Source organism: Paenibacillus sp. NPDC056933 (assembly GCF_042674385.1).
In the GTDB taxonomy this organism is placed as follows: domain Bacteria; phylum Bacillota; class Bacilli; order Paenibacillales; family Paenibacillaceae; genus Paenibacillus.
Genome location: NZ_JBHUQN010000007.1, coordinates 114881 through 131125, shown reverse-complemented (window position 1 = coordinate 131125; position 16245 = coordinate 114881). Strand labels below are relative to the sequence as shown.

Here is a 16245-nt window from a genome sequence, read left to right as displayed (position 1 = left end):
GCATTCATTGTGATAGTCCACCTCCGCACTTTACATCCTTGCTCCTATTCCCATATCCGATTACCGTACCGTCCATCACCGGATCATCGCCAAATGTTCTGCAATCGGTCCAAGCGCCAGTGAGGGGAAGAATGTGAGCGCCCCAACTACCACAATCATCATCACCAGAATGCCTGCAAAAAGAGGCGTGTGCGTACGCAATGTACCCGTTGTTACGGGAACCATCCGTTTGGTGGCCAGTGATCCGGCAATGGCGAGCATCGCGATCATGGAAATGTATCTTCCGAGCAGCATCACCACACCAATGGCGATGTTGTAAAAATCTGTGTTAGCATTCAATCCGGCAAACGCCGATCCATTATTGGCCGCTCCGGATGCAAAGGCGTATAACACCTCGGTCAGACCATGCATGCCTGAATTCGAAATTGAAGCGACAGATTCAGGAAGCATAAGCGCCAGCGCGGTCGGAGCAAGGATAATCAAAGGATGAACAAGCAGCGCGATGGACGCGAGCTTCACTTCCTTGCCCTCAATTTTTTTGCCCAGAAATTCAGGGGTTCGCCCAACCATCAGCCCACAGATAAACACGGCCAGAATCACATAGAGCAATCCGTTGAGTAGACCTACCCCTTTACCGCCGAATACGTTGTTGAGCATCATCTCGGCCAGTGCGACCATGCCACCAAGCGGGGTGAGGGATTCATGCATATTGTTCACTGACCCGGTTGTGGCTGCTGTGGTCACCGCTGTGAAAAGTGCAGATTCGGACAACCCAAACCTGACTTCCTTACCTTCCATATTGCCTTGGATTCCCACTGCATCCAGCGCTGGCACACCGCGATATTCCGAAACAAATACCGTGGTCAGCATCACGAGGAAAAGTAAACTCATGGCCGCAAACAGCGTCCAGCCCTGCTTCCGGTTGTTCACCATAATGCCGAAGGCATAGACCAGTGCAGTAGGCAGCAGCATCATGCAGACAATATGCACCAGGTTCGACAGCGCCGTAGGGTTCTCAAACGGATGTGCGGCATTGGTTCCGAACCAGCCTCCACCATTGGTACCCAAGTGCTTGATCGACTCCAGTGAAGCGACCAGCCCGCGGCTAATCGTTTGCTGCGCTCCGTCCAGCGTGGTTGCGTTCACCGCTCCCGCCAATGTCTGGGGCACGCCCTGGAATACCAGGAACAACGCTACAATGAAGCTCAGCGGCAAAAAGATTCTCGTAATTGACCGTACCAGGTCGACGTAAAAGTTCCCCAGTTCATCCCGGCTGCCCACCAGGCCGCGAATGAATGCAATAGCGACCGCGAAGCCGGTTGCGGCTGAGGTGAACATCGGAAACGTCACTGCCAGCATCTGTGACAGATACGACAGGGCGTTCTCGCCTGTGTATGACTGCCAGTTGGTGTTGGTCATGAACGATGCAGCTGTATTAAAGGCTTGGGCCGCAGGCATATTGCTAATGCCATCCGGGTTGAGCGGCAAATATTGTTGCAGCCGCAGCACCAGAAACATCAATAACAGCATAACGAAGTTTGAGATGAGAACAGCGGACAGGTACTTTTTCCAACCCATCGACTCGTTTTCCTTGACCCCCATCAATCGATACAGCAATCGCTCAGGCCCACCAAATACCCGATCCAGACCTGTTCTCTTGCCGTCAAACACCTTCACCAAGTAACTCCCTACTGGCTTCACCAGCAGTATGATGATCAGCAGCGTCACCGCCACCTGTAATAAACCGCTACTCATATCCGTATGTCCTCCCTAAAATCGACGATCCGAGTGCCTTTGGATTTGTGCAATATGCGACCATCAGAATTTCTCCGGCCTCACCAGCACATAACCGAGGTAGATTACCAGCGCGAGCACAATCATCCCAATGAAGATCATATGACTCCTCCCCTTTCATGCCCTATGCATTCAAGCCTTCTCGCAAAATTTCACAAATCCCCAGAACACCACAAACAACAGTACAACGAGCCCGATTATCGTGGCATCATTCATCAACGCTCTCCTCCCTCTGTCTACCGTTCTTGCAACCTTCTACATATGAAATCGTAATACGAAACGCTGTAAAAAGGGGGTAAAGAAATCCCAGCCAGGGTGTAAAAAAAGCGTAAAAAAGACCCGCTCACCTCAGCGATGAGCTGAAGGAACGGGCCTATGGATATTGCAGTTTAGATAATACTATCACATATTCGGTCTTATGAACTTCGTTTAGGCATTTTCATGACTTTACGGGCGTTGTTGTCCGGTTTACTTGTCATATACTTGTTAAAAAAGTCTGTGCTTATTCCAGTCATATGATGAAAGAAGGAAGTCTCCACTTTCCAATCCTCCTCAATCATATAACGAATATCCACAAGACCTTTCTTGGAGAGCAAGTCAATGATGGTTTTGATTCGCATCGGTTTTTGCAGCGGAATTGTATGATCGAAAGGTTCCTTTTCCAGATATCCTCTTCGGTGCATCGCTGCATAGAAGTTCCGATGATCCTTTGCTTCCATCATTCCTAGATGCGCTGCTCTGTATCCCAGTACTTGTAGTGAGGTCTTCCATTTCTTTTTCAAGTCAAGATATTGATCGGGATTCGTCTTGTGAGTGATACCATTCATGTCCAATGAGAATTCTTCCTCAGGCAATAAAAATGCACCCGCAAACAGATTGGCTTCATTCTCAATCAATTTGTGTTCTTTTCGGTCCAGATTGACAAACTCAAGACGATAATGAAGCAGCAAATGGCCAAGTTCGTGCGCAATATCAAAGTTTCTGCGCACTGCTGAGCGTTTTATGTTGCCAAGTATGATAAACGGGCGATCATTTCGCGTCCAAAGGCTGTACGCATCAATTTCTTCACCGATCGCTTTCTCAAACACAAATACACCGCTCTTTTCGATCCAAAACATGAGGTTCTCATTCGTAGATGGCTCCAGATTAAGCCGTTGCCGCGCAAGATGTGCAACATAATGAATTTGAGTAGAACGATCATCGTCTGAATGATGTATATACTCAATAACCTCTTCCCGAAGCTTGATAATGTTCAGCGTAGGAATGCTAATCTGAGCAGTAATATAATTGATGAACGTATCCAAATACTCTACGTGCTTTGCTTCTGTCTGTGTCTTGGAGATCACATTCAACACCTTCGAACGATAGGCAATGTTCATAACATTGATATTGGCAGAGTTATTATGCTCTGCAAGCATATCCTTTGTATAAAAATACTTGCTTTTTACACTGAAGATGCGTTTCAACTCATTCACGATTGGCACTTTGGGAGAGGTATACGCATTTTCATATTGCCAGATTGCTTGTTCTGTCACACCTAATTGTTCGGAGAGCTGCTTTCTCGAATACCCATGCATGATCCGCAAATTGGTCAAATTTTCACCAACGAACATGCTGCTCCCTCCTTACTGAACTACCCGGGGAATTTTCCCCACTGTTCTTCTTCCAAAATTTCAATATCATATGCTGCCGGATCAACGATATCTTCCATCTCTGGTGCAAGTACCTCACGGTCACTCTCATTTAGCTCAGCACCTGAGATCAGATCCGACAAGTCTTCTATAAAATAAGCAATATTATCATGCGGATTGGGCAAATAATGCTGAACCTTCGAAATTTGATATGCATCATCAATAGCATAAGTGAGTATATGAAATTCATTATACGTAGATGCAAAGTGTTCAAGTTCTTCTTTCACACGACTGACCTGACTCTCTGAAATGGGAAAAGACAGTTGTTCGACTCTCTCCAGCTTACCTTGTCCTGTATTGATTGGCTGGGTTAAAGAGAATTTCAAATCTTTATTAATCTTGGAGAGATCATGTAGATACGTACGGAAAGCACCCTTGTTGTCACCACCCGTAGGTATCGTAGCTCTGGAGAAACTATTTAAATTAAAATAGGCGGCGTTCCTAATCAGAAACAGAACTTTTGAATCTTCGTGTGTGAACTGAAGATAGTCCCACGTTAAACCTGCTTTGGATTTTTTGTGAGTGAATCCTTGTTCACCGCAATAGTCTGCGATTTTGCTCTCAATAAAGTTGCCCTTAGTCCAGGCAAACGCTGAACTAATCTTCATTTTATCTTTCCGATCTTTACGGTGCTCAATATAGTCATGGTATCCTTCAACAATAGCATCCACAATCATCTGACTATGTTCCGACTTGAACTTATATTGTTCCATATGGATCACTCCGATTCAGAAATATGAAGGCCATTTATATTTTAATCGATATTCTCATGTAAGGATATGATTTTTTTTGTTATTTTTAAAGTGAAACTAATTTCTGCACCCTTCATCCAAACGGATTCTGCGCCCATTGCAGCAGTCTTTTCCGGGTAATTTTTCCGTGTGACGTATGTTGAATGACCTTTCCGCCGTCCAGCAGCAGAACTTGAGGCGATTCATGGTGAACCTCGGTATCTTCCGCAATGCGGCGGGACAGCGAGCGACTTTCGATGACTTTGACAATCCGGTACTCCATCTTCTGTGCGGGATCTGATGCATTCGAGCCCACAAACGCCATAAACTCCCTATACGCTCTCGCACTGGTTGGACAAGTTGTACTATGTTTCAGCAGCAGCACCGGATGATCTTGCGAACGCTCCAGCACCTCTTCCCATTCCTCCTGCTTATGCAGTTCCTTGACATGCTCACTCAGCATATCATCCAGTCCCGAGCCTGCACGTTTGCTAACGACCGATCCAACCACAACGCCCAGTGCCGCACCAAAGGCAACCCCCAGAGCCAGCTGATTTGCAGCCACACCCATACTTATTCCAATGGCGATACCCAGGACAAGCCAAAGTGCTTGGGGATTTGTTTTTTTGTCCATGAAAATCGTCCTCTCTGAAGATTAGACTTTTATATGTATACTCAATCATTCACTTTAATACAGGAACATTTATTTGTTTGTTTGCATAACCGCAGGCTCAGCCTGTGTAACAACAGGTTTTGTCTTGTGTAAAATTATAACATAGGGCGCCTACGCAGGCGCTTTATACTCTTCTATGGGTACACTTTTGTGATACACTGAATGTAATTTGGCAACGATGAATATGAAGAAAAAGATTGGAAAGGCGGAAAACTCGTTATGGCATATGCTTTTATGATTGAACCGCAGTATTATACCGCTTTGGAGAACGAGGATGAGCTGATTGAAAAGTGTCAGGAGTGGGGCCTGCTTTCGGAGAAAGCCACTAAGGCCAAAACCTTCTATTATAAAGGAAATGGGCTGAATGTGCCTTGCACCATCATTGGCTTTGTCGATCATATGGCCGCAGTCATTCAACTGGACAATGATCAAAAGCACTGTATTCATCCGTCGTATCTGAAAGAAATGCAGGCGTCCAGCTATAGTATAAAAAATCCGATTGCAGCTGGGACTGGAACAGACAAGCCTAACGAACCGGTTGCTGCACCCCCATCAGAGGATATCCTCAGCCAGTATGCTGGCTCTGATTCGGAGGAAATTCCAGCCGGTTTGAATGAGATTCATTCGAATCTGGATACGGACGATGATGATGACGATAACTCAACTGGTCTAAAAGGTGACCCGGACGGTCTGGTGGAAGAGTATATTGGACCCACAAACGGGGCAACCAGTACAGCCAAACCAAAAGCAAAAACCGCAGCCAAGGCCAAGTCGACCAAAATTGATTTGCCGGAGGGTAAGGTGAAAATGTCTGCAGTTGTGAAGGAATTTACGACTGTGCCCAATCATTTTTCCGACAACGACGACGAGGTCATCATCTACGAAGCCGTTACGATTATGGAGCCTGATGTCGTTGACATTGGCGAAGCCTGGTCCAGCCACAGTGCTACCATGAAAAAAAAGGAGCTTGAGGTTGGTGATGTGCTGACTTTTGAAGCCAAAATCATCAAGAAAAAGCTGACCAAGAACCCGGTTCCCTATAAAATCAACAATCCTTCCAAGATTCAAAAGGAAGATTAATCTCTAAAAAGGGTACTTAAAAAACCTCCACGATTGCCTTAAGCAGATCGTGGAGGTTTTTTCCATTGTAAAGCGATACGGCCGAGGGAAAGCTGTCCTACGCTTGTCCAGGTGTAGCGCTAATCTGAAACTGTACGCCAAACTTGTCCGTTACCATGCCATAGGCTGGACTCCAGAATGTCTCCTGGATGGGCATGCCCACTTCACCGCCAACTTCAAGTTTGTTGAAAATCTGTTTGGCCTCATCAGCCGTATCCGTATTGACGGTCACGCTAATGTGGTTCCCGATGATATGCGGCATGCCAGGTAACGTATCGGACAACATTAACACCGAACCACCAATCTGCAAAGAAGCGTGCATAATCCAATCTTTAGCCTCGGGCGGGATCGGGTGATCAGGACTCGACGGGCCTTCGCCGAAGGTCTGAATAGCGAGCACTTTCGCATCGAAAACCTCTTTGTAGAAATCAACGGCTTCACGTCCGTTTCCATTGGTTACAAGATACACATTCAAGCTGATCGACATGCGGTTCTTCATCTCCTTGGACTTATGTAATTATACGTTCATGCCACTTGCGACATGAGTATATATGAACCAGATCCCCTTTGACAAGCGCTTATTTCTTCACTCATCTCTACGGGCTGTTACCTGATTAGGGTTGCCAAAATATTCTTTTTCTATCCCGCTGGCAATCAGGTCACGCCTCTTGTCTCGGCACAAGAGATTTTAGATCAGAACGCGCCCCTCTCCTCAAAAAAAAAACCACTCTCCCGAATCCTGTCGGTCAAATGGCTGTGTTCAATCCTATGAGCTTATCGCGTATTGACGATGCTATCTATTTCACTTTTCAATAAGAGGTATCGGTGAACACTTCTCATGATCGGAACCTTCGTTAGTTTGTTCTTGTCCACATACAGTTTCATCTGGTCCTTGGTCAAACCGAGCAAACTTCCTGCTTCCGATACCGTCAATACGACCTCGGGATTCGTCGCATTAAACGTCTTCTTTACTTTTTGATTCCAGTCCTCGAATACCTGCATAGATCAGCGACCTCTCCCATCCATAGCCAGTTATTTTCCAGGCTGAATATATCCATTATACCATACTTGTGGCGCTCGTAACTTAATCCTTGCATAAGTCCATATTCTGTTAGTCATATTTCCTGCTTGACCCTGACGTTAACTAGAGGGTTTATACTGGCAGCAGGAGGGGATTAGCATGAGCAAGTTACCTGAACATATCACCCAGAAACGACGCAGCAGTGGTATGGCTGTGATTGGAATGAGTTGGTTAACGATGACATCGGGTCTGTTTTTTGCTACACTCGCAGGGGAACTCACCCGTACTATGGGTGCTGCTGAATGGATGATTCATCTCATCCAGGCTGTCGTCATGATTAGTATTGTCTTACCCGTACTATATGTCATTCGGAGACGCTTCCATATGAAGTCCGTTCTTCTTCCTCTGACAGGCAAAGGCGTAATTCACTTGCTTTCCGGGGCATTATTTGCCACTTCTCTGGCCTTCATCGGTTTGGCGATGGGAAGTGTGAGCGGCTGGATTACTATTACGGAATGGCACTTCTCCGCTGATTTCTTGCTTGCTGTCGCACTCAATAGCTGTATTGCTTTCTTGTATGAAGCTTTGCCGGAGGAACTATCCCTGCGAGGTATGATATATGATGGATTGCGATCCAAACTGCGACTTCCTGTGTTTTTCGCTTATGTATGTCAAATCATTCTCTTTCTGCTGGTTCCGATGAGCGTCAGCCTGTTACAAGAACTCGTCGGTATGGATGCAGGAAACCGGATAACCCTGGACTATATGATCCTGCTCTTGACCTATGGAACGACGTTACAGCTTCTGCGTAGTTTGACCAAATCTTTATGGGCCTCCGTCGGATTTCATATCGCTTACCTGGAAGTAGCCAGATTCGTTGTTATTCTAGGTGATAGACCTGCATTGTTAAGCTACACCGAACAAGATAACGGATTGGCCGAAGTATTTATTTTATATATTATGATGATCTTCGTCGGTGCGATTATTCTGACGCTGCTCAATTCATGGCGCTGGTGGAGAATACATCAATCATGAGGGAGGCACTGCCTGTTGTATACTGTTGGGCAACTATCCAAACATACCGGATTATCCATCCGCACACTGCATTATTATGAGAAGCTGGGTCTGCTGCGACCAGCCCGTAATGAGAACAATCAATATCGCACATATGGTGAAGAGGACATCTTGCGGCTTCAGCAAATTACGGTTCTGAAGAAAATGCATTTTAAATTGACGGAGATTGGAGCATTCCTCGATCAGGATGTTACCCACACCACGCCAGAGAATTCAACCTCTCTATGGAATAATGCGTTGGAACAACAACTGGCCGTCGTCAAAGAACAGCAGGAGAGATTAAGCAAGGTCGAGCATCTTCTTTTTTCAACCATATATGCCATCAGAGCTTCCGGTACGATCAGCCTGGAAGAGATGTTGGGTTTCATCCGAGAGCTGGAGCATCCCCCGGGCAGATCCCGTCGAGATGTTTTTACACCTGAAGAACTGGAAACTTTGCCCCTGAATGATCAGAACCATCCACTAACGATGGAATGGGCCGATATTCTCAGAGAAATTCATACATGCAAGATGGAACCTGCGGATTCCGAAGCCTCACGTTTACTGGCTGTGCGGATCTATGATTATGCTGAGAGGACTTTTCAAGGAAATGCAGATTTGGCGCAAAAATATTGGGATTATATTACCCCGAAGGATAATCAGCCAGCTCTTGTGTATGGTATGACAACGGAAACCATGCGTTACATTGAAACGATCCTGGATCGATGGGCAGCCCAGGACTGAGGGATCAACCTTAAGAGCCACTTCGAAAAGTGGCCCTTGATCCATTCCATCGCTATGCTTATTACGCCTCTTCCCAGAATCGGCGCAGGTTGCTCATGGCGATTTTGGACGCTGATTTGCATTCCTCCATGCCTTCGAACTCTACTGTAATGTTACCATCATACCCGGAGTCTTTGATCAGCTTCACAATTTTGCGGATTGGAATATCCCCCTGCCCAACAATGGCACCACGCAGGAAGTTCCCGTAAGCGGTTGTGAACCACTCCCCTTCGCCTGGATGCTCATCAAAAGGACGGAAATAAAAGTCTTTGAAGTGGACCAGAGAAGCGTACGGCAGATTTTTCATGACCCCGATAATCGGATTCTCATCCACGCACATAAAGTTGCCAATATCGAGTGTCGTTTTGAAGTTGGGACGATCTACGGCATGAAGCACGCGCTGCACACGGTCACTGGCCTGCACACTGAAGCCGTGATTCTCAATGGTTGTTGTAATGCCAAACTGCGCAGCATAATCAGCAATGATCTGGCTTCCCTTCACCATCAGAGGCAAATTCTCCTCAAACCAGGCAATGGTCATTTTCTCCTTAGGCAAAGTAAACGCCGTTACGTCATGACGCATATGCTTTACACCCATCCGGTGTACAACATCGACATGTCTTTTGACCCGAGCTATCTCTTCTTCAAAAGCTTCTTCCGTCTCCTGCACGAAATTCGCAGGCATCGAATAGTTGGACAGCTCAATCCCCGCAGAAGCAGCCCGCTCCCGAATGGCATCGGCGAGTTCAGGATTGTCTTCCACGGTGTAGCCATACGGAACCATCTCCATATGCTCGCCACCATTTGCAGCAATCCAGTCGATGATATCCAGAACCGTCATCTCACCCGAATTCAGATCGTTCAACAAGCTATACGTACTCAGGCCCACTTTCATCTGCTCAGCTCCCTATCGGTATTGTTGGATAAATTTAACCGCTTTGCGAATGTCCAGCTCTGGCTGGTCGCCTACCTCGCGTTCAATCGTCAGATACCCCGTATAGCCAATATCCCGGAGGGCTGCAAAGTATCCGTCAAAATCCACGCTGCCCTCACCCAGCGGCACCTCTCGGAAGAACGTTCCAGAAGAGACCATTTCGGCAATTTTCTCATGATCCATGGGCGCGTACCCTACTGCACCGTATACATCCCTGGGGTCTACTTCCTTTAGGCGCACCCCATCTTTCACATGGGTATGCACAATATAATCCTTGAGAAGATGAACACCCCGTGCAGGGTCATCTCCGGTAACCATCACCATGTTCGCCGGGTCAAAATTTACCGAAACCCCGTTGGTGGACAGCGTATCCAGAAACCCTTTCAGGTCTGCTGCCGTCTCTGGTCCCGTCTCAATAGCGAAGTACGCACCTGCGCTTTTCGCGTATTGGCCCAGCTCTTCACATGCGGCATGCAGCGTGGCGTACACTTCGGAGGAAGGATCATGCGGGACAATTCCGATATGTGTTGTAACGATATTCGTGCCCAAATCAAGAGCAAGATCCACGATGCGCTTGGACTTCTCGACTTTCCACGGGTTATCTTCCTTGACCTGAAACCCGTGACCGCCCAAATCGCCAACCAGGGCAGAAATTTCAAGACCGAGAGAATCGATATAACTTCTTAACTCCTTGCGGGCTGTCGGAGAGAGGTTTTCGGGGTCCATCTCTCCATGGACTGCATAGATCTGTACGCCTTCTGCACCTACATCCTTCGCTTTGCTTAATCCTTCACGCACACCTACACCGAAGCTATCCACGATAACGCCAATCTTGTTTGTTAATTTCATGCCATACCCTCCCGTTAAATCGGTATTTGATTTTTCATTCCTGGTGAGCCTTCATGATGAACGGAATGCTCTATTCAATTTTCGACCCCTACCCGGTCACTCCTTTTTCTCCGATCATTTCTTATCCGGTTTCCTGAGACTAATCTGTTGAAACCAGCTTCACGGTTTGAATTTCATATGGCTTGAACGTCAGCTCAAACTTCCCTTCATGACAAGCTAGTGGTCTGATTTCATCCTCCAACAGATTGATTACAGATGTCTGTATACTCGCGTCAGCCCATTGAATCTGAACCGTCTCTCTTCCACCAGATGACTCATAGAAACGAAGTACCGTTCCTGTGCCGTCTTCGGAAGCCTTGATTGTATCCAGAATGACATGTTCACTATGGAAATGAACCCAGCTATGTTCTGCCAGCGATGTGCCAGAGTGTCGTTCACTCGCAACAACCCGAACCGGGTGGTTTAGTTCCATCGCACGTCGTACCACACCCGCTTCCCGCCAATCCCCCTGATGCGGCAGCAGGGAATAAGTGAAATCATGCTCACCCTGGTCAGCATGTTCATCCGGCCATTTGGGAGCACGGAGCAGGGAAAGACGGATCGTCTGATCCTTGATGTCATATCCATATTTGCAATCGTTCAGCAGGCTAACACCACTGTTGCCCTCGGAGATATCCGCCCAGCGGTGACCACACACCTCAAACTGGGCCTGCTCCCAGCTGGTGTTGTTATGGGTTGGCCGCTCCAGCGCACCAAACGGGATTTCGTAGGCTGCTTTGGCTGAAACCAGATCAACGGGAAAAGCCACTTTGAGCAGCTTATGGCTCTCAGCCCAGTTTACCTTTGTCTTGAAATCAACACGTCGCTGATGACGATATAGAATGATATCCTGGTGAATCTCCGAGTCGTTTAACTTCCAGTGAAACCGAAGGATATCCTGCGTTACTCCACGCTGTACTACTTCTCTGGAGATCAGCTCTGCCGCTCCTGCACGTTGCGATTCAAACCGCGGATCAATATCCCAAGCATCCCAGTACGTTGGCCTGTCATGGAAAAACTGCAACTCGTTCGTTTTATCGCCCGGTTTCAGCCACTCCCGTTGGATGGACTTGTCATACCATCTGATGATCTCTCCCACATCGTTAAATTCAAGCGTGTAAAAGTCCGTTTCCCAAACCGAAGGGAAGGATTCATCCTGCTTCAATGCAGGGAGACTGGCAGCCGGTGCCTGACGTAGCCATATCGTTGTATATCCAAAGGCCGGAATGGATGCGACATAAACGGACAAGGTCAGCACGTCTCCATGCTGCTCAAGGTCACTCGCCAGACGATTACCCTGATGGCCGAATGCCGCTAAACCGCTCAGTTTCTCGTCGCCTGTAATCGTGACGACCTCTCCCCGCTCCCGCCCCAGGCTATTAAATACAATATAGGGCAGACCCTCGAAGCCATCTGTCGCAATACGTTCCTTAATACTGCCAAGGGTACCTTCCATAACCGATGTCCCCAGAGCGAACACTTTCGTATACTCCTCTGCGGATGTTACGTATACTTCGGGAATGGACGTCCCCGGGATAATGTCATGGAATTGGTTGAGCATGATCAGCTTCCAGCCTTCATCCAGATCATTCTTCACCTGTGCCGCTTCAACTCCGGCAAACTGCCCCCAGATTTCCGCTTCGCGATACAGCACTTCGGCTTTTCGATTGCTTCGTTTATTGCGCGCATGGGTTGTATAGGTGCCTCGGTGCAGTTCCAGATATAAGTCGCCATGCCATTTTGGCAGCTTAGGGTTGTTGTTCGTAATCTCTTCGAAAAACGCGCCAGCTGTACTGAAATTGCTGATGGGCTGCCCAACCATGAAATGGGATCGTTCGGCGAATGCAACCATTTCGTTCGTTACCCCGCCCCCACCATCACCATGTCCGTAAAGCAGCATTTGCTCAGGATGTACATCCTTCTGCTTGTAGGATCGCCAATGCTCATTGATATCCTTGGGCCTTGTGTGCTCATTCACACCATGATTGAGATACGCAAGCACCGAGGTGCCGTCAATGCCTACCCAATGGAACAGATCATGCGGGAAAACGTTGGTATCATTCCAATTGAGCTTGGTGGTCATGAAATAGGGGATATCCGCCAGCTTGAGCAGTTGCGGCAGTGAAGCACAGTAGCCAAACGTATCCGGAAGCCACTCGATGCTCGAACGTTTGCCAAACTCCTCCTGATAGAAGTTCTGCCCGTACAGGATCTGCCGCACAAGCGACTCGCCACTCGGAATGTTCAGATCCGGCTCTACCCACATGCCACCAACCAGTTCCCAGCGCCCTTCGGCAATTCGGGCTTTGATTCGTTCGTACAGCTCAGGATAATGCTCCTTCACGAATGCGTACAGCTGGGGTTGACTTTGCGAATACACGAATTCCGGGTACTCATCCATCAAGGTACACATCGTGGAGAAGGTGCGGCTGGACTTGCGAACGGTTTCTCGCACAGGCCACAGCCAAGCAATATCAATATGGGACTGCCCAACCAGATGCATGAATCCGTCCCGGTACTCTTCCGGATCTTCCTCCTGTACCGACTGTGCAAGCCATTCTTCCAAATGCTGTACCCAATCCGCTTCAATCCAGCGCTCCGGCTCGTTGTACATCTTATCCATCACCTGATGAATGTCCCGGACAAGACGGGTCCGCTTCATGGCTTTCTCCGGCAATACTTTGAGTGATTCGGCAAGTACCGTAATGCTATACATTAGACTCTGTAAAGGTGAATTAACACGAACCAAAGCGGCTCGGATGCCCGGAATTGGCGGCTGGATGACCGCCTGTCGATTCAAGGGGTCATGTGGTTCCGGTATCGGATCATATAACTCAATCTCCAGCAAAGGCGCATTTCCCACACGGCTCTTCGGCAGCGGTACATACCGATGATTACGGTCCAGTCCGTGATAAGGCGTGCCGTTCACCTTCAGCAGCCCTTCACCCCCGGCCTCGAAAATCAATCCGACACCCTGATCATGCCAATCGGCCGGAATCTCCACGGTTTTACTCAGAAAATAAGTTGTTCCATGTACGCTGTTCAGTGGATTCAAACTCTGCATTGTCTTGTCAGCTTGCCTATCTTCATTTTCATATGCCTGCTCATACTCGTATTCCCCTGGCTGAATGTATCTGGCTCTCTGCATCTGCCACTCTGGAAGCTCGATCGTATCCAGCCACTGCCGCTGCTTCAGATCTTCGATGAATCGCTGAATTCGAATCATGCCTCCACCCCCACCTTCTGGATGTGCAGACTGCAGGCCGTCCAGTCCATGGAATTGCGGCCAACCATTAGCCTGAATTCACCCGGTTCCACGACAGACTGGAGACGGGAGTCGATCAGTGCGAGGTGTTCTTTTTGCACAGGGAATGTAACGGTTTGGGTCTGACCTGGCTCCAGATGGATTTTACGAAAACCCTTCAGTGACATTTCAGCCCGGGTGACTGAAGCCGACACATCAGTGATATACAATTGCACAACCTCACTTCCCGCGACTGCTCCCGTATTCGTGATTTCCACCTGTACTTCCGCTTCATCGTCAGACCCGAATACTTCCGGCACTACCCTTACATTCTCGTATTTGAAATCGGTATAACTCAGCCCAAAGCCGAACGGATATTGCGGTGCAAGATCTGTCTCCAGATACCGCTTGCCCCGGGTGCGTTTGGCATTGTAGCAGACTGGAAGCTGCCCTACATGCTTGGGAATGGAGACGGTAAGACGTCCAGATGGATTCACATCACCGAACAGAATATCCGCAATGGCGTTGCCCCCCTCCTGTCCTGGGTACCACGCTTCCACAATGGCATGGACATGCTCATCAATCCAGGGTTCGGCAATGGGACGTCCGTTAATATAAACGACAATAACCGGTTTCCCCAGCTTAAGTACTTCCTTCACCAGTTCCAGTTGAACACCCATCAGGCTCAGAGACGATCGGTCTATGCCCTCACCGCACTCCATATCGTTCCATGGATCATCCGTAACAACGGATGCCCCCGTCCGCAGATCAATGGTCCCTTCGCCAAAATCACGTGCGCTGGACCCGCCCATCACCATAACGATGGTATCTGCTTCTTCAGCACACGCAAAGCCCTCCCTGGAATCGCCCTTGATCCGGCAGCCCGGTGCGTACAGCACCTTTTCGGTGTCAGCACCAAGCTTGCGTGTAATGCCATCCAGTACCGTGACGATCTGTCCCCTAGGCTGCGGCGAGGTGTAGTCACCAAGCTGGTTATAGATATGGTTTGCATTCGGGCCAATGACCGCCAGTTTTGTACCTGTTTTGCTGAGCGGAAGCGTGCTATCTTCATTTTTGAGTAAAATGATTCCCTCTTGCGCGACTTTCCTCGCCAGCTGAATATGGTCCTCACATCCGATTACTTGCTCTGCAAAGTCGGGATCAACGAAGGGTTGTTCGAATAAGCCCAATCTGAACTTCATCTCCAGAACCCGCTTTACCGCTGTGTCCAAATCCTGCTCCCCAATTAATCCTTGCTCCAGCGCCTGCCCGAGATGCTTTCGGTACATGTACCCGGACATTTCCATGTCCACACCTGCCTTAAGCGACTGAGCGACGGCCTGCTCCCCGTTCTCCGCGGTGTTATGTCCATTGACGAGCATCTGAATCGCACCAAAATCGGTAATGACAAATCCGTCAAAGCCCCATTGCTCGCGCAGGAGATCATTCAGCAGATACGAACTCGACGTACAAGGCACACCATCAATTTCGTTATACGCCGTCATGACAGAACATGCTCCTGCTTCCACCGCTTTCTTGAATGGCAGCAGATCCACCTCATGGAGCTCGCGCAATCCCATATGCACCGGAGCAGCATTACGCCCACCCTCCGAGCTGCCATAGGCTGCAAAATGTTTGAGCGTCGCCACAATTGTCCGGTCGGAATCGAGCCGGTCACCCTGCAAACCTTTCATGGCTTCAACCGCCAATTCACCGATCAGGTAGGGATCTTCGGCAAAACATTCCTCCGTACGCCCCCATCTCGGGTCCCGCACGACATCAAGCACAGGCGAATATGTAGCCGCTCCCCCTTGGCTCCGCGTCTCCACAGCAATCGCTTCGCACATCTTGCGGTACAATTCCATATTCCAGGCACTTCCTACCGCAAGCGGCACCGGAAATACAGTTGCCCCAATGGCCATATGCCCGTGAGAACACTCTTCCCCGAACAAAATGGGAATCCCCAGCCGGGAGTTCTCCATGGCATACCGCTGAATTTCATTCGTGGCAACAGCTCCCTGCCTGGGGGTCAGCCCAGTCTCCAGTGTCACTTCCGTCCAGGGATCGGCACGAAGTGCTCCATATAACGACCCAATCCCGCCCTCTGCGATGTCCGCTTTAAACTCCTCTGTAACCTGTACCGTGCCATCTGCTTCCTTCACATAAGTCTTCCAGCCCATTGGCTGGATCAGCTGTCCAATCTTCTCCTCTGTAGTCATCCGACCGAGCAAATCCTGTACCCGCTCTAGAATAGGAAGCGAAGCATCTTTATAGTCCATGTACACATTCTCCTTATGAGTTCGGCTTGGTCTGA

14 protein-coding genes are annotated in these 16245 nt (G+C 48.6%); 3 read left to right on the top strand and 11 right to left on the bottom strand.

The window, feature by feature from the left end:
- Positions 1–75 precede the first annotated feature (75 nt).
- From kdpA to ytxJ, 5 genes are all read right to left on the bottom strand, one after another.
- Positions 76–1755: a potassium-transporting ATPase subunit KdpA gene (kdpA, locus tag ACFTRD_RS29860; protein WP_379386314.1), complete on the bottom strand. Its 1680-nt coding sequence runs from the start codon at positions 1753–1755 to the stop codon at positions 76–78.
- A 63-nt stretch (positions 1756–1818) separates the two neighbouring features.
- Positions 1819–1881 (bottom strand): potassium-transporting ATPase subunit F, encoded by a 63-nt coding sequence (locus ACFTRD_RS29855; protein WP_363325773.1) that lies wholly within the window; start codon positions 1879–1881, stop codon positions 1819–1821.
- 329 nt (positions 1882–2210) lie between these two features.
- The gene (locus ACFTRD_RS29850; RefSeq protein ID WP_379386312.1) at positions 2211–3407 is read right to left on the bottom strand and encodes a spr1629 family repressor/antitoxin; all 1197 of its coding nucleotides are present in this window, start codon (positions 3405–3407) and stop codon (positions 2211–2213) included.
- Between the two features lie 20 nt (positions 3408–3427).
- Positions 3428–4198 (bottom strand): spr1630 family ClpXP-sensitive toxin, encoded by a 771-nt coding sequence (locus ACFTRD_RS29845; RefSeq protein WP_379386310.1) that lies wholly within the window; start codon positions 4196–4198, stop codon positions 3428–3430.
- 112 nt (positions 4199–4310) lie between these two features.
- A complete protein-coding gene (ytxJ, locus tag ACFTRD_RS29840) occupies positions 4311–4850 on the bottom strand; it encodes a bacillithiol system redox-active protein YtxJ (protein ID WP_379386309.1) in 540 nt (179 codons plus the stop codon).
- 258 nt (positions 4851–5108) lie between these two features.
- Here ytxJ and ACFTRD_RS29835 point away from each other — a divergent pair, with 258 nt between their 5' ends.
- The gene (locus ACFTRD_RS29835; protein ID WP_379386307.1) at positions 5109–5969 is read left to right on the top strand and encodes a hypothetical protein; all 861 of its coding nucleotides are present in this window, start codon (positions 5109–5111) and stop codon (positions 5967–5969) included.
- A 97-nt stretch (positions 5970–6066) separates the two neighbouring features.
- Here the strand turns inward: ACFTRD_RS29835 and ACFTRD_RS29830 are convergent, their stop codons facing one another.
- On the bottom strand, positions 6067–6495 hold the full coding sequence (locus ACFTRD_RS29830) for a VOC family protein (protein WP_379386305.1): 429 nt from the start codon (positions 6493–6495) through the stop codon (positions 6067–6069).
- A 287-nt stretch (positions 6496–6782) separates the two neighbouring features.
- Positions 6783–7010, bottom strand: coding sequence for a hypothetical protein (locus tag ACFTRD_RS29825; protein WP_062326583.1), 228 nt, complete (start codon positions 7008–7010; stop codon positions 6783–6785).
- Between the two features lie 178 nt (positions 7011–7188).
- On the opposite strand from ACFTRD_RS29825, the gene ACFTRD_RS29820 reads away from it, so the two are divergent.
- Together ACFTRD_RS29820 and ACFTRD_RS29815 are read left to right on the top strand one after the other, a co-directional pair.
- Entirely contained in the window at positions 7189–8064 is an 876-nt protein-coding gene (locus ACFTRD_RS29820) for a CPBP family glutamic-type intramembrane protease (protein ID WP_379386303.1), read from the top strand.
- 15 nt (positions 8065–8079) lie between these two features.
- A complete protein-coding gene (locus ACFTRD_RS29815) occupies positions 8080–8826 on the top strand; it encodes a MerR family transcriptional regulator (protein ID WP_379386301.1) in 747 nt (248 codons plus the stop codon).
- A gap of 61 nt (positions 8827–8887) precedes the next feature.
- Here the strand turns inward: ACFTRD_RS29815 and ACFTRD_RS29810 are convergent, their stop codons facing one another.
- The 4 genes from ACFTRD_RS29810 to ACFTRD_RS29795 form a co-directional block, all read right to left on the bottom strand.
- The gene (locus tag ACFTRD_RS29810; RefSeq protein WP_379386299.1) at positions 8888–9760 is read right to left on the bottom strand and encodes a sugar phosphate isomerase/epimerase family protein; all 873 of its coding nucleotides are present in this window, start codon (positions 9758–9760) and stop codon (positions 8888–8890) included.
- A 12-nt stretch (positions 9761–9772) separates the two neighbouring features.
- Positions 9773–10648, bottom strand: coding sequence for a sugar phosphate isomerase/epimerase family protein (locus ACFTRD_RS29805; RefSeq protein ID WP_379386297.1), 876 nt, complete (start codon positions 10646–10648; stop codon positions 9773–9775).
- Positions 10649–10787: 139 nt separating this feature from the next.
- Positions 10788–13913 carry an alpha-mannosidase gene (locus tag ACFTRD_RS29800; protein ID WP_379386295.1) on the bottom strand — a complete coding sequence of 1042 codons (3126 nt, stop codon included), beginning with the start codon at positions 13911–13913 and terminating at the stop codon, positions 10788–10790.
- Complete coding sequence (locus ACFTRD_RS29795) at positions 13910–16210, bottom strand: glycoside hydrolase family 3 N-terminal domain-containing protein (protein WP_379386293.1); 2301 nt, start codon at positions 16208–16210, stop codon at positions 13910–13912. The genes ACFTRD_RS29800 and ACFTRD_RS29795 overlap by 4 nt, the downstream gene beginning before the upstream one ends.
- Positions 16211–16245: the final 35 nt, after the last annotated feature.